The sequence below is a fragment of the Bacillus tianshenii genome, assembly GCA_020524525.2.
Lineage (GTDB): Bacteria > Bacillota > Bacilli > Bacillales > Bacillaceae_N > Bacillus_AV.
This window is the reverse complement of record CP129018.1, coordinates 3,111,597-3,126,807: the sequence shown is the minus strand read 5'-3', so window position 1 is coordinate 3,126,807 and position 15,211 is coordinate 3,111,597. Positions and strand designations below refer to the sequence as shown.

9 protein-coding genes are annotated in these 15,211 nt (G+C 39.7%); 8 read left to right on the top strand and 1 reads right to left on the bottom strand.

The features are described from left to right. Window positions 1–34 precede the first annotated feature (34 nt). The 4 genes from LC040_15660 to LC040_15645 all read left to right on the top strand — a co-directional run bounded on the left by LC040_15660 (window position 35) and on the right by LC040_15645 (window position 4,508). Window positions 35–376: a hypothetical protein gene (locus LC040_15660; protein ID WLR50683.1), complete on the top strand. Its 342-nt coding sequence runs from the start codon at window positions 35–37 to the stop codon at window positions 374–376. 14 nt (window positions 377–390) lie between these two features. Further along, entirely contained in the window at window positions 391–822 is a 432-nt protein-coding gene (gene fabZ / locus LC040_15655; GenBank protein ID WLR50682.1) for a 3-hydroxyacyl-ACP dehydratase FabZ, read from the top strand. 99 nt (window positions 823–921) lie between these two features. Then, a complete protein-coding gene (locus LC040_15650; protein WLR50681.1) occupies window positions 922–1,095 on the top strand; it encodes a hypothetical protein in 174 nt (57 codons plus the stop codon). Window positions 1,096–1,325: 230 nt separating this feature from the next. Then, entirely contained in the window at window positions 1,326–4,508 is a 3,183-nt protein-coding gene (locus LC040_15645) for an S-layer homology domain-containing protein (protein ID WLR50680.1), read from the top strand. A 633-nt stretch (window positions 4,509–5,141) separates the two neighbouring features. Here LC040_15645 and LC040_15640 read toward each other — a convergent pair. Then, on the bottom strand, window positions 5,142–5,663 hold the full coding sequence (locus tag LC040_15640) for a C40 family peptidase (GenBank protein ID WLR50679.1): 522 nt from the start codon (window positions 5,661–5,663) through the stop codon (window positions 5,142–5,144). Window positions 5,664–6,093: 430 nt separating this feature from the next. Between LC040_15640 and LC040_15635 the strand changes: the two genes are divergently transcribed. The 4 genes from LC040_15635 to LC040_15620 all read left to right on the top strand — a co-directional run bounded on the left by LC040_15635 (window position 6,094) and on the right by LC040_15620 (window position 14,763). Then, complete coding sequence (locus LC040_15635; GenBank protein WLR50678.1) at window positions 6,094–9,900, top strand: S-layer homology domain-containing protein; 3,807 nt, start codon at window positions 6,094–6,096, stop codon at window positions 9,898–9,900. A 76-nt stretch (window positions 9,901–9,976) separates the two neighbouring features. Beyond that, window positions 9,977–10,228 carry a hypothetical protein gene (locus LC040_15630; protein ID WLR50677.1) on the top strand — a complete coding sequence of 84 codons (252 nt, stop codon included), beginning with the start codon at window positions 9,977–9,979 and terminating at the stop codon, window positions 10,226–10,228. Between the two features lie 26 nt (window positions 10,229–10,254). Continuing rightward, window positions 10,255–10,635, top strand: a complete 381-nt coding sequence (locus LC040_15625) for a hypothetical protein (GenBank protein WLR50676.1) — start codon at window positions 10,255–10,257, stop codon at window positions 10,633–10,635. Between the two features lie 45 nt (window positions 10,636–10,680). Further along, a complete protein-coding gene (locus LC040_15620) occupies window positions 10,681–14,763 on the top strand; it encodes an Ig-like domain-containing protein (protein WLR50675.1) in 4,083 nt (1,360 codons plus the stop codon). The last annotated feature ends 448 nt before the right edge of the window (window positions 14,764–15,211 follow it).

Genomic DNA, 15,211 nt, shown 5'->3' with positions numbered 1-15,211 from the left:
TAGAGGAAAAGCTAGAGGATGGTGTGCGAGTGTCTTGGATATTGATGCCATTCGAAATTGGGAAAAGATGAGTAGCGACGAACGCACAAGGCTAGAATATGAAGCAAGGCTGAAAGAAGTGTTGGATGAATATTCCTTTCACCGCGAAGCGGAGCTGCGAACTCAGAAAGCAATGGAAGAAGGTCGGGAAGAGGGACTAAAAAAAGGGCTGGCTCAAGGTGAAAAGTCCAAAGCTAAAGCAATTGCTCTTAACTTATTAGCTTCAGGTATGGACTTAGAGTCAATTGCCAAGTATACAGAGCTTTCTATAAAGGAAATTCAACAACTGCAAGAAGTAAGCAGGGGGAGTAAATTGCTCTCCCTGTCATTTTGTTAAAGGAGCTGAAGATCATGTTAGATATTAATGAAATCAAAGAGATTATTCCGCATCGCTATCCATTCTTGTTGGTGGATAAGGTGGTTGAGATTGAAGAAGGAAAACGCTGTGTTGGGATTAAGAATGTGACGGCAAATGAGGATTTCTTCAACGGTCACTTTCCTGATTACCCGGTTATGCCCGGCGTATTGATTGTTGAGGCGCTTGCTCAGGTTGGTGCAGTGGCGATGCTGAAGAAAGAAGAAAACAAAGGCCGTCTTGCATTCTTTGGCGGAATTGATAAATGCCGATTCAAGCGTCAAGTGAAGCCAGGGGACCAGCTGCGCTTAGAAGTAGAAATAACACGCAGTAAAGCAACAATTGGTAAGGGTAAAGGCGTTGCGACGGTTGATGGTGAAGTCGTATGTGAAACAGAAATTACCTTTGCGCTTGGTGACAAGCAATAATCATAGCTATTTACAAATTCCTTACATAACCTTAAGAATTTTCTTCCTCCTTGCTGGGTAGGCTATCTATGAGCTTACATACTAAAGGAGGAATGAACGATGAAAATGAAAAAATGGGCTGCTGCATTTCTTTCAGCGTCAATGGCGTTAACACTTCTTACTGCTTGCGGCGGTGGTGAAGAGCCTGAAGAAGGCGGAGAGGAAATGGAGCAACAACAAGAAGAGAATGGCGGCAATGGTGAAGACGGCGGCGAAGGTGAAATGACAGAATAACTCAACAAGTCTGGCTCTCAATTGAGGGGTCAGGCTTTTTTATTGGAGAAAGGCTCACACTCCTCCCCTAAAACTTTCCATTATTTTCTTCGTCCTATAGATAAGGGCTTTCGTCTTCTTGCCTATGCCTTGTTGCATAGTGTAAGCTAAAGTTACCAAAACTTTCTTCTATTTCAAGTTAGTTCTTAATCTATGAATCTAGAGTCTTATGAATGGAAAGGGGAATGAAGATGTCATATAAAAAATTTCTAGCTACAGCAGCGGTTACTGCGGTAGCGGCGACGACTGCGGTGTCGTCTGCTTCAGCAGCTTATTTTCCTGATTTGAAAGATACAAGTGTTTATTATAAGCCTGTTCAATCATTGGTTGATAAAGGGGTCATTACCGGGTATCCAGACGGGACGTTCAAACCGAATCAAACGATTATGCGGGAGCATGCGGCGATTATGTTTGTGCGTGCGTTGAAGCTGGACGTGCCTGTTGATGCGGTTGAGAAGCTGAAAGCCTATTCTGATGTTAATGCGCAAACCCCGAATGCGGATAAGATTGCGGCGATGCTTGGAGCGGGAATTGTTACAGGTGCGGAAGGAGCATTCGAACCGAAAGAGGCATTAACTCGTGAAATTATGGCAACATGGCTTGTCCGTGCCTTTAACTTAGAAGAAAAACCAGGTGTAGACGTGCCGCTGACAGACTTAGAACAGGCATCAGATGAACACCGGAAGAATATCGAAATTCTTTACCAGAATGGCATTACAACCGGGAACACTGACGGTACATACGCGCCGAATGAAGGGGTGACACGTGCGCAGTTTGCGACGTTCTTCTTCCGAGGCTTCAACCATAATGAAAGTGAAATTGCTGGTGTAGAACGAGTGGATGATCTTGTCATTAGTGTGGGCGGAAAGGTCGATTTACCAGAAAAAATTCAAGTTACATACAAAGACGGTACAAAAAAAGAAGCGAACGTCGAATGGAATAATAGCAGTATCGATACAAGCAAAGAAGGCAAATATGAACTAACTGGAACAGTAGATGGAACAGAAGAGAAAGCATACATTACCGTGTACGTGGAAGAATTGGACTTAGCGATTGAGAAAGCAGAAGCCCTGAACTTAAAGCAAATTGAACTAACATTTAACCATACACGCTTCGACGGAGGACACCCTGAGAACCTGACATACTATGAGTTAAGAGATTCAGATGACAAAGAGGTTGAACTATTAGATGCAACACTGCAGGACAACAAGCTTATCTTAACGGTAAAAGAAACGCGTCAAGGAAAGTTCGAGCTGATAGTTGATAAAGCCATTACCGGCGATGAAGAAGATTTCGATATTCGTTTGCGTGACACCGTACCGCCTGAAATTGAAAACGCAAAAGCAATTGCTGAGGATATTATTCAAGTAGAGTTCTCAGAACCGATGAACTTCAAGACAGAGAACGGCAAGGAAGTAACGAATCGCGATATTGAGGATGCATTCGATCTAGAAGATGGCCCGCGTGTGAAAGAAGTGAAAGTTTATGAACATGGAAAAGTGGCTAATTTAAAACTATACGACGAACTAGATGATAATAAAACATACACCCTAACTGTAAATGATGACTTACGTGATTATTTCGGCTTCAAGCTTGAAGAGCAGGAATTTGATTTCAACGTTGATTACGACACATCTGCTCCAGAGCTTATCGAAGTGAAGAATATCTATCCGAATAAAGCGACACTTGTATTCAACAAAGATATTGAACTAGCAGACACGCGATACATTGAAGGCTTCTTCCATCATACAGACCGAGGCATTGACGCAGCATCCGTTACCCTTACGAAGCGTAATGAAATTGTGATTACATTTGATGAGGACGAGCCGATCCCAGGTGATGGTGAGTTAATTATTGATAACGATGCCCTTCAAGACCTATGGGGCAATGAAAATAGCACAATCCGCAAGAAGGTCGCACTGCAAGACGATGACACAGCACCAAGTGTAAAATCAGTAAAGATGCTAGATGAAGACGATGCAAACAGCAGCTATGTGCAGCTTGAAGTGATTTTCGATGAGCCGGTTAAGGAAGACATTGCAGAAGACAAGCGTAACTACGAATTAGTTGATGCAGATGGCGACGACCTTTACATCAAAACGGCAGAGATTGCTGATACGAATACAGATGAATTCAAAGTTCTCCTTACAATTGATAAACGCTACGGTGAATTCAGTAATGGTGAATATACGTTATTCGTTGATAATATGGAAGATTTATATGATAACGAAAGCGACGAACTAACGTTAAAGTTTGAAGCGGGCAGTATCGACGCACCAAGTGACTTCGAAGGAAGCTTAATCTGGGATGACGATGAAGAAGAGGTTGTTCTTGTCGTTGATTACGGACGGGAAATGGCCGAGACAGGCACCTATTCTGTCGCTTCACTTGATAAGTACGAACTAACTGTTGATGACAATACTTACTTACTTGAATCGCTAAAAAATGAAGATAATATCGAAGTGGATATCAACGCATACAACAAAGGCGAAAAAGTTGAAATCATAATCGCAGAAGATGACGAGCTAGAAGGCACAGTCAAAACATTCTATGAAGACCTTATCGACGCCGCAAAAAATGCAGACCTTGACAATGTTTCCCTTGCAGTAGGCCGCGTAGCAGATGCAGACGGCAACAAAACAACAAGCTTTGCAAACAAAGTGGCACTCGATACAACATCTACATTCGGTGTAAAAGATGACACAGTCAAGATGATCGACGAGGACACGTTAGAGCTCGAACTAGAAGATGAAGTATATGATTTCGAAGAAGATGACTTCATCGTATTTGCTGATGAAGACAACAATGGCAAATATTCCTCAAGCGAAGCGATTGATATTGAAGATGTTGAGCTAGAGAGTGATGATGTCACTGTTACAATCACACTAGATGATAAGCTGGACTCTGACGGAAGATATGATAAAGAGAAAGTCTATATTACCGCAGCTTCCACAACCTATACGAGAAATCGCTTCGGTCAGAAGCTCGACTTTGACCGCTTAGAGCTTTCCGATAGTGTGGCACCAAAGGTGAAAGAAGACGATGGTGAAGAACAAGTCTTTGTTCATGAAGCAATCGGAGAATCAGACAAAGCCGTGATCAGCATTGAATTCACTGACGATATTGATCCGAAAACAGTCACACGCCTTTCCTTCGACGTCGGCGATGGCCGCTATGAAGTGTTATCAGCTTACGTCGATAACGAAACAATTTATCTTGTCGTTGACTTAGAAGACTATGTAGTTGAAGACCTAGTCGGCGAATATATCGAACAAAAAGCACCAATTGCAGATGAAAATGATAACGTCATTAAAGACTTGGATATCAAAATCCAAGCCGAAGGCGACGACAAAGACATCGACGAATTAGACTAAAAAAAGAAGCAGCTGACTCTCAAAAGTCAGCTGCTTCTTTATATTTTTTCCATCATTGAGGGAACCAAGGTGTCTGACCCCTCCACAATTCCAAGTGTAACCGCACCCTACTCAACCGCAATAACCACTCATCCCCTCGAGGGGTCTGACACCGCCACCCGCGTCACCACCCACACCCCGCCCCACGTGTTTTCCATCATTGAGTAAACCAAGGTGTCTGACCCCTCCACAATCCCAACCGGTACCGCACACTACTCAACTGCAATAACCACTCATCCCCTCGAGGGGTCTGACACCGCCACCCGCGTCACCACCCACACCCCGGATAACGTGTTTTCCATCATTGAGTAAACCAAGGTGTCTGACCCCTCCACAATTCCAAGTGTAACTGCACCCTACTCAACCGTAATAACCACTCATCCCTTCGAGGGGTCTGACACCGCCACCGGCGTCACCACCCACACCCCGCCCCACGTGTTTTCCATCATTGAATGAACCTAGGAGTCTTACACCCCCACTTGCCAACACTTTACTTAAGTAACATTCCTGCAACATTTGTAAAACAAAAAATCCCCTGACAAAATCGCCAAGAGATAAAAAAGTTATGTATGTAATTACTTAAATCACTTACACCTATTGTTCAACTGCCACTGCCTGAACCGAAGAAGCAATCGTTTCGACCGGCTGTTCAGTCTGTTTCTCTTCTGAAAGAACGCGGCGAGCTCCTACATAACGGCTTCCCCAATAATATGGATCGTTGATGCTTGATACTTTCACACCGTAGCTTGTTGCAGAGTGAATGAATTTACCTTCCCCTATGTAAATTCCTACATGTGAAATCCCATTTCCACTTGTATTAAAGAAAACAAGATCTCCTTCTATTAAAGAACTCTTTGAAACTTTCTTTCCCGCACTGTATTGACTGCTCGATGTACGTGGAATTTTGATTCCTTCTTTATTAAATACGTACTGAGTGTATCCAGAGCAATCGAAACCATTCGTCGAGGAACCGCCAGTTGCGTATGGTGTTCCTTTCAATGCTTGTGCATTTTGCAGTAAGCTTTCTGTGTTACCTGCTGCAAATGCATTCGGCGCGAGTGTAAAAATTGTAACAAAAACCGCTAATAATTTTACAAGGATTTTTTTACATCGCAAAGTACCACCTCCGGATTTGTTATTTAATTGTCAGAATAGTAGGGAAAACAAGCTCACTAATGCGAATTTTAGCATATTTTGCATATGTTTAATTTTACAGTTGTGTAACAAATAGCCTCACCCTCTCGAAATTCTTCCAGTTTTAGATATAATGAGAAATGTAAGGCGAGAGAAATATTGTCGAAAGAATAAATATTTACTAATAGAAAACTTTATTTCCTCACTTGCATTAATTTTCAGGTATAGGTAGAATATTCAATGGAAAACGATTCCTCGTTTTAGTTGACACTTCCACCACTGGAAATTATACTAGCTTTGTAGTTTGCTAAAAAGACAGGAATTACTAATCTTATAGGAAGTTCGTTCAGAATCTTCCGATGGTTAGTCAAATTAAAAAATATGTAGTACATAAAGGGAGGCAAATTAAGGAATGGCGTATCAACCTAAATCGTTCCGTAAATTTCTTGCAACGTCTGTGACGACTGCAGTTGTAGCTTCAGCTGTAGCACCACTTGCTAGCGCAGCATCATTTACTGATGTTCAATCAGGTGACTGGTTCAGTGAAGCAGTAGATTATCTAACAAGCGAAAATATTTTAAATGGTTATGAAGATGGTTCTTTCAAACCACAAGGTGAACTAACTCGTGCTGAAGCAGCAAAAATTCTTGCTACTGCACTTAACCTTGACACTGAAGGTGCTGCAGATCCAAACTTCTCAGACCTTTCAGCTGGACACTGGGCTTTCGATTATGTAGCAGCTCTTACAGAAGCTGGCGTAATCAATGGCTACGAAGATGGTACTTTCCAACCAAACAAGAAAGTATCTCGTGCTGAAGTTGCGAAGATGGTAGCTGAGTCTTATGACGCAGGCGAAACTGGCACTTCAAGCCTTACTGACATCGACGGACACTGGGCTAAAGGTTACATCGCAGCTCTAGTTGACGAAGGTGTAATCAACGGTTACGAAGATAACTCTTTCAAACCGAACAACACAATTACTCGTGCTGAAGCAGCAAAAGTAATTTATGAAACTCTTAATAGCGACCTAGTTGCTCCTAAGCTTGAAGTAGCAGACCTTCGCTTCAAAGACAGCAAAACTCTTGTTGTTACTTTGAAAGACATGCCTGCTGAAGGTGAAGAAGTAACTGCTGACAACTTCCGCGTTCTAGTTGATGGAGAGAAAGTTACTCCAGAATCAGTAGAAGCTAACGGTAAAGAAGTTGTAATCACACACGCTGACCTTGACGGTGAAGTTGGTACTGTTGAAGTTAACGGCGTAGAGCTTGACTTCGACTTCACTTCTCTTGCAGTTGCTGAAGTAGAAACTCCAAACCTTCGTCAAGTTGCGGTTGTATTCAACCAAGATGTAACTGGTAACGAAGATGTAGAAGATGAAGATAACTACTCTTTCGAAGATACAGATGGTAAAGACCTTGAAACTCGCAATGGCAAAGATGTAGAAGTTGTTGACGTTAAAATCATGGATGGAAACATCGCACTTCTTACATTAAATGATGCTGTTGATAACCAAGAAGAAGGCAAAATCATTATCGACGAAGCTGTAGTTGGTGAAGAGCTTGAATATGACCTTGAGTTCTCTGATACAGAAGTACCAGAAGTTGAAGATGTTCAAGTAATTGGTGAAGATTCAGTTAAAGTAATCTTCAGTGAGCCAATGGACGTATTTGAATCTGCTCTTCTTGATGATGACAGCTATGAAGTAACATCAAAAGACGGTGACAAAACATACCGTGTTCGCGATGTGAAAGCTGTAGATGCTGGTAAAGAAGCAATCATCGAAGTTGGTGGAACTTTCGAAGATGGCGAAGAACTAACAGTTACAATCGATAACGGTATCGAAGATTATGCTGACTTTGCTCTTGTGAAAGAAAGCTTTGATGTAACAGTTGAAGAAAACAATGAGCCAATTGAAATCGTTGGTTTCCGTAAGGCACAAGAAGATGAAGTAACTCTAATCTTCAACAAAGACCTTCGTGATGTTGATACAGACCTAGACAACTATTACCATACAAACAGCAAAGAAAACCCATATAAAGTTGAACTTGATGGTAATGAGTTAACTCTTCACTTTGACAGTGATAACGAGCTTCCAGATGGAACTGCTTATATCTACATTGAAGATGAAGCTTTAGAAGATTACTGGGGTAACCAAAACGAGCAAACTCTTCGTTTTGCAGTTGACGTAACAGTTGACAACGAAGCTCCAAAAGTAGAAGACATCGAAGCAACTACTGATGAAATCGTAGTTGAATTTGATGAAACAGTTGACGAAGATTCTGCAACTGATGAAGATAACTACAAAATCCTTGATGCTGATGGTGAAGAAGTAGAAGATACTGAAATCAGCTCTGTTACATTGAAAAATGATGACAAGACTGTTGAAATCGACCTTAAAGGCGATGAGCTTTCAGGCGCTGCTACTTACACATTAGTTATCGATGGTGTAGAAGATGAGCAAGCTAACGCAACTGACGGCCTTGAAGAAGAGTTCGAAGTTGACGTTGAAGATCCAGTAGATCTTAATGAAGTTCTTAACGAAGATACTGCACTTTATGTAGACGATGAAGATGAAGATGAAATCGAATATACAGTTAATGCTGACTTCGGTCGCAAAATGACTGTTGGCGATGACAAATATGCAATCGACAATCTTGCTAACTACACAGTTAAGTGGGATGGCAAGGATTACACATTAGAAGATCTTGCTGATGAAGATGGTTTCGACGTTGAAATCGATACAATCGATGACGAAGAAGTTGAAATCAAAATCTATGCTGACACTGATGAGCATGGAGATGACCTTTGGAAGAATGCTGAAGGTAAGTTCACGCTTCCAGGCTTCACAATGCTACGTGTGAAAGATGCGAATGGCGACCTTACTGACGCTGCATACGCAACAAAAACATTAGTAGAAGCTGATACTGCTAACGAGCTTGCTATCGACGACAACAAAGTTGAAGCAACTGCTGTTGATACAATTGAATTCGAATTCACTAAGCGTATCGACAACTTCAACGCTGATAACTTCAGCCTTGAAACAGAAGATGGAACTGAGTTAGCTTATGACATCGAAATCGGTGATGACGACAAAACAGTTACAATCACTCTTGATGAAGATGATGAGCTATCAGATAACGCTGAATTAAACGGCGAAAATGTATACTTAGTTCTTACTGAGCTTTCAGATGATAACACTGATACTGCATATGGCGAAACACTTGACTATGGCAAGTACTTAGTATCTGATGAAATTGCTCCTGAGTTCGATGATGAGTACTTTGAAGATGATGATAAAGCAAACACTGACGGTTACGAAGATGGTTACTATGTAGAGAAAGATACAGAAGATAACCTATACCGTATCACGCTTGGCTTCTCTGAAATGCTTGATGACACAGTAAGCGTAGCTAAAGTTGCAACAACTCTTGACATCGAGAGCGATGGCGACGATGTAAGCTATGATGCTGGTCTTGGAGAAGACGAAACTTACAAGCTAGCTGTTGAAGATGATAAGTTAATCCTTATCGTTAAAGATAGCGATACTGACAATGTTGACATCAGCTTCTCTGAAAACAATGCATTCACTGACCTTGCGAACAACAAAGTTCTTGAGTTCAGCACAAGCGTTGACCTTGATGAAGCAGTAAATGCTGATATCGTTGGTGGTGGTGAAACTCCAAACAATGCACCAACAGTTGCTAATGAAGTATCAGATAAATCAGTAGTATTAGGTAATGACCTAACTGTTGATATAAGCAACACGTTTGCAGATGCTGATAACGATGAGTTAACTTATTCTGTTGCTTCTGAAGATGAAGCAGTTGCTACTGCTTCAGTTGATGGTGAAGCAGTAACAGTTTCTCCTGTCGCTGAAGGTACTGCAACAATCACTGTTACAGCAAATGATGGTGAAGATACAGTTTCAACTACATTTGTAGTAACTGTTCAACCAGAAGGCACTACAGTTCAAGAAATCAGCGCTTCTAATGAAACGGCAATGTTCGGTAGCACAATTACAGTAACAGCTACTGGGTACGACGAAGCTGTGAACTATGTAGTTTATACTGAAGACGGCGCTGAGCAATTAACAGCTGAAACTGCAGTTGGTGAATCTACTACTGCATTCCCAGCTCAAGTTGATGGCGGAAAAGTTACTGTTAAATTATTAGCAGCTGACGGTTCAGAAGTAGCTTCAGAAGTAGTTACTCTAGACTAAATTAATGAAGAGGTTTAGGGAGAGGGGAGTTCCCCCTCACCCTAAATCTTAAAAATGAATTAAGGGGTAGATTCCAATGAGCCAAACAATTCAATATTCTCTACAAGAAGCGCTCTTTGGAAGCAGCATAACTGTTGGAACAGAAGATCCAGCAGGTGCTCATTATTATCAAGTGTTCGATCTGGAAAACAACCCACTAAGTAAAAAGGTTGAACTTAATCAAACAACTACAATATTCCCTATGCCTGAAAAGGGAAGTAAAGTAGTTGTTAAGTTTGTAAATAATGATGGTGCTGTGACAAAAGAAGACACGATTATTTTAGATTAAAATATGTGTGGTATAGGAGTAAAATTATGAAGAGAGCTGTAAAGGCTATTATTTTTTCTTCTTCAATAGTTATTAGTTCTATAGGTTTGGGCGATATAGCTTATGCTGAAATGCCTAATAGCACAGTTGTTGTTGGAGAAAATGCATTTAATTTAAACTATGCTAATGATCCTAACAACTTCAATGAGATTAAATCTCACCTTTTTCAAAGCCCGGCACCAAAAGTATATATAAAAGCACCAAATGGGGTTTGGTTTAATAATGATGCTTCGAAGCTAAATAATATTTCTCTAATTCCTTCTGTTACATACACTGATGGTGTGACTCAAACATCGTATGAAGCAGGGGATGGAAATGAAATAGCTGATAGCACACCTGTAGCCCCAGAAGTAATTGGCATTGAATAGTAACATTAATGACTAAATTGAAAATCTCTAAGGAGGCATTCCTAGATGAAATCTTATAAAAAGTTTCTAGTTTCATCCGTAACAACAGCTGTAGCAGCATCAGTAGTTGCTCCAGGTGTATTTGCAGCACTTCCAACTGGAACAGTTGTAATCGGTGGTCAAGCTTATGATCTTGATTATGCAAATGATGCAGCTAATATGCAAGAAATCCAACAAGCAATTATCACTGGTGGCGAAGTCTACGTGAAAGCACCAAATGGTGTTTGGTACAACAACGATGCGACTACATTAGATGATCAATCAGTAATTCCATCAGTTGAGTATAAAGATCCAGAAACTGGTGAAACGACTCAATACGAAGCTGGCGATGGTGAAGAAGTTTCAGCTGAGCTTGCTGTTGAATCGGTAACGGCGATTAACGGTACAGATACTTCAGTAGTTAGCATTAACGAAGGTTTCTCTTTTTCATTTAATAATGAATTAGATGCAGATACAGTTAACTCTACAAACATTCAGTTACTTAAGGACGGTGCAGTAACTCCTGTAAAAGTAACTTTAAAAGATGATAAGAAGACTGTAGAAGTTGTTCCTACTTCAAACCTTGCTGTAAATACAGAGTACAAGCTAGTAGTTAAGCCAGCTGTAAAAGATGCTGAAGGCGTTGCACTTGAAGAAGCTTATGAACACACTTTCTCTACTAATAACCACTCAATCGCTACAAACTTAACAGTTAAAGATAATACTCCAACAAATATTGATACAGATGTAAAAGCTGGAGAAGTTGTTGTAAGCTCTTCAATTAACCAATTAGTAGTAACTTACAACGGTTCATTAAACTTTGCTGCTGGTTCTAAATCAAATGTTACTTTAGTTGATGAAGATGGAAAAGCAATTGAAGTTGATACTGTTTCAGCAAGTGGGTCTACTCTTACAATCGACTTAGGTGGCGCTTCAGTAGCATTAAATACTGGTAAGACTTATAAGCTTCAAGTTAATGAACTAAAAACTGCGGATGGACGTACTGTAGATGCGTTTACTCATTCTTTCAGTGTTTCTAGTGGGGCTGTAGGAGTATCAAGTGTTAAGCTTGCTGACGGTACTACAAACCTAACTGGTAATAACATTTACGGTAAACTAGACACAAAATATAATAACGATGGAACTGTTGCAAATTACGGTTTTAATGCGTTAGTTAATTTCAATGTTGCTGTCGATCCTAGCACAGTAAACGAAGAAACAATTAAACTTCGTAATGCTGATAGCGGTGAAGTTGTAGAGGCTTCTGTTGTATATAATGCAGATGCTAAAACTGCTCAGGTAACACCAGCTGCAGACCTAGAAGATTTAACAAACTACCAATTAGTAGTATCTGTTGATGATGGCATCAAAGATATCTTTGGCAACAAGCTTACTCAGCAAGATCCAGTATCTTTCACTACAGCTGATGTAGAAGCACCTACAGTGGTAAGCACAACACCTTCAAATGGTGCATCAGGTATTGCTCTAACAGATAACTTAGAAGTTACATTTAGTGAACCAATTGCTACTGGTTCTATTTCTTTAAGTAGCACTACTGGTAATGAAGCTACTGCTGGTCCAACTGCGGTAACAACTAAAACAGTATTCTTAAAGAATGAAACTACTGGTAACTATGTTGATGCTTCAGCATTATTTAATGTAGAATTTTCTGCAGATAAGAAAACAGTTATTTTCAAGCTAAAAAGCGGTCAATCACTATCTAAAACAAACAGTTACTCACTAATTTTACGTGGTGGCGATACTGGCTCAACAGTTACAGATTATACTGCTGCTGGTGATACTGCTGTTAAGTTAGCTGAAAATTACAAGCTAAGCTTTGCAACTGGTGAAGGTGATACTACATCTCCTAAAGTTTCAGAAGTGAAGCAAGGTTCTACAGTATTAGAAAACAATGCGAAATCAGTATCTAAAGCTTCTACATTAGAATTCTTCTATGATGAAGCACTTGTACTTGATAAAGATGCTACAAGCTTATACGATTTAAAACTTGCTGACGGTACTACAAAGACATTGGGTAAGGTTAAGGACTTTGCTGCATTAACTAGTGCAGGTACTACTGCTGGGTCTGATACTGATGGTGACTCTGTAAATGACACTGGTACAACTATCAATATGATTGACCTTAACCAAGACGTTGCAGTTGGTACAGTTATTGCTATCAAGGATGTATCTGATAGTAATAAGGTTTATTACCGTACAGTAGCTTCTGCTTATACTGATAATGATACAACTATGGCTGTTAATAAAGCATTACCGTTTACAATTGCTACAACTGATGAGGTAGCAATTCTACCTTTACAAATTGTTAATGATGCTACTACTGGTAAATATAAAGTTGTTGTTACATTAGACGCTTCAGGTGTAGCTTCTGAAGTAGCTGATAACAATACTTATACTTTGAAATTAACAGATGCGTACACTGATGCTGATGGTAATAAAGCTAAGTCTTCATCGTTAACATTTACTACAGGTCCAGCTCCAGCTCTAAGTGTAGCAGACGCAACTGCATCTACACCATTCAAGTTTGATACTGGATTTGGTGTAACAGAAACTGCATTTATTCAGTTTGATCAATCTGATGTTGATTTAACAACAGTTACTGATGAAACTTTATATATCGCAAAAGCAGATGGAACGAAAGCACCTTATAAGATTACTGCTAAATCTGCTACTACAACTGCTCTAAGTGATACAGCTGCAGTAAAAGGTTCTTTCACTAATGTTGATACAATTAAAATTGATGATGCTGGTACTGGTTCAACTACAACAAATGTAGATGATGTAGCTGCTGGTGACATCTTGAAGATTGCTACTGATAATGTATTTGTTAAAGTCGTAGAAGTTACTCAAGGAACTGGTGAGACTACAATCAAAGTTGACCGCAAGGTTACAGTATCTGACAATAGCGTAGTTACTCGTATCCCGGCTGTTATGTTAACTCCTGAAACAGATGCAACATTGGAAGGTACAACTCAATACAAAGTAATAGCAAATAATGGAATTAGAGATAAAGTTGGTAATCCGTTAAAGGCTACTGAGTATGTATTCACAACTGCTGCAGGAGCAGCTCCAGCATTATCGGTTACTGGTGCGACAGTCACTGATGGAGAAGCAAATGTTCCTGTTAATAAGGAAATTAAAATTGATTTCAATACAGCCATTGACACAGCTGATATCGCTACAGGAAGTCAAGCACTAGCAAATAAATCTACTGCAGACTCAACTGATGACGTTATCCTTTATAATGTAACTGATTCAACTCAAGTAGCTGGTTCTTACAAATTAAGTGACGACAAAAAATCAATCATTGTTACTCCAGATACATTCTTAGAAGCTGGTAAAGTTTATAAGTTAGGTGTAGATAGTGGGGTAGGTTCTGATAGTGCAGATACGACTAAGGATTTAGGTACAGATTACGAAATCCAATTCCAAACTGAATCTACAGCTTCTGTAAAACCTGAGTTAACTTCTGCTGTAGCATATGACTTAGATGGTAATGGTATGGATCAAGGTGATAAAGTAATTCTTTCACTTAACACTGATCTTAAAGGTGATGCATTACCAACTGTTTCAGTTACAGATGCTTTACTTGCATTTGATAATACAGATGGAGATGACCTTACATTTAGTACAGCTGGGGATGCAGGCAAATTCGAGACAGGTGACTATGTAAGAATTCATGATGCAACTGCATCAACTACAGGCTATGCTGTTGTTCAATCTGTAAATTCTACTACAGGAAATGTTGTATTTAGTGAAATTCAAAAAACTGATGGAACTACAGGAAGCTTAAATGATCTTATCGTAGATACTACACCTGGTTCTGCTGACAATAGCATTGAAGTTTCTAAAGTGCTTCCATATTCTGGATTTGAATTATCTGGTGTTGCTCAATTTAGTGACACTTTAAAAACTGCGGATCAAGCTTCACTATCTTATGATTCAGAAAATGATCAAGTTATTATTACTCTTGGTAATAACGCAGCATTATTCACAGGTACTACAACTATCACAATTGATGGTGATGACTTTATGGATGATAATAATAACGGCTTCAGCGGTACAGTTACTATTTCAAAAGGCAATTAATTTTGAAAATTAGGGGACGGTCCCCCGTCACTGTAAAGTGCTAACAAGGAAGGCAAAGGGCAAAGTTGCTCTTTGTCTTCTTTTATTTTCAGCCTTATTGTTTTTATAACCTTTCTTTTTCATAAAGCTAAGCTCGGTAGAGAAATCTATGGGGCTTAGCTTTTTCTTTTTTAAAAATAATAGACAACAAATGTATATAAGCAAAAGGGATTGTTAATAATGGTTTTAAATCAATCATTTTCATAGTTTAGCAGACCTGGAAATTGGGGACAGTCCCACTGGCATTGCATTGTAGTTAATAAATTGAAAGTATATAAAAAATTACCATATAATTCTCGACTTTATAAGAAAAAAAGGGAACAGGGTGTTCAGTTGACCTTGTTCCCTTTTTTTACCTTTTATTAATAATTTCCTAACTTTTCTCGGCGTGTATGTTTATCTTTCTTTT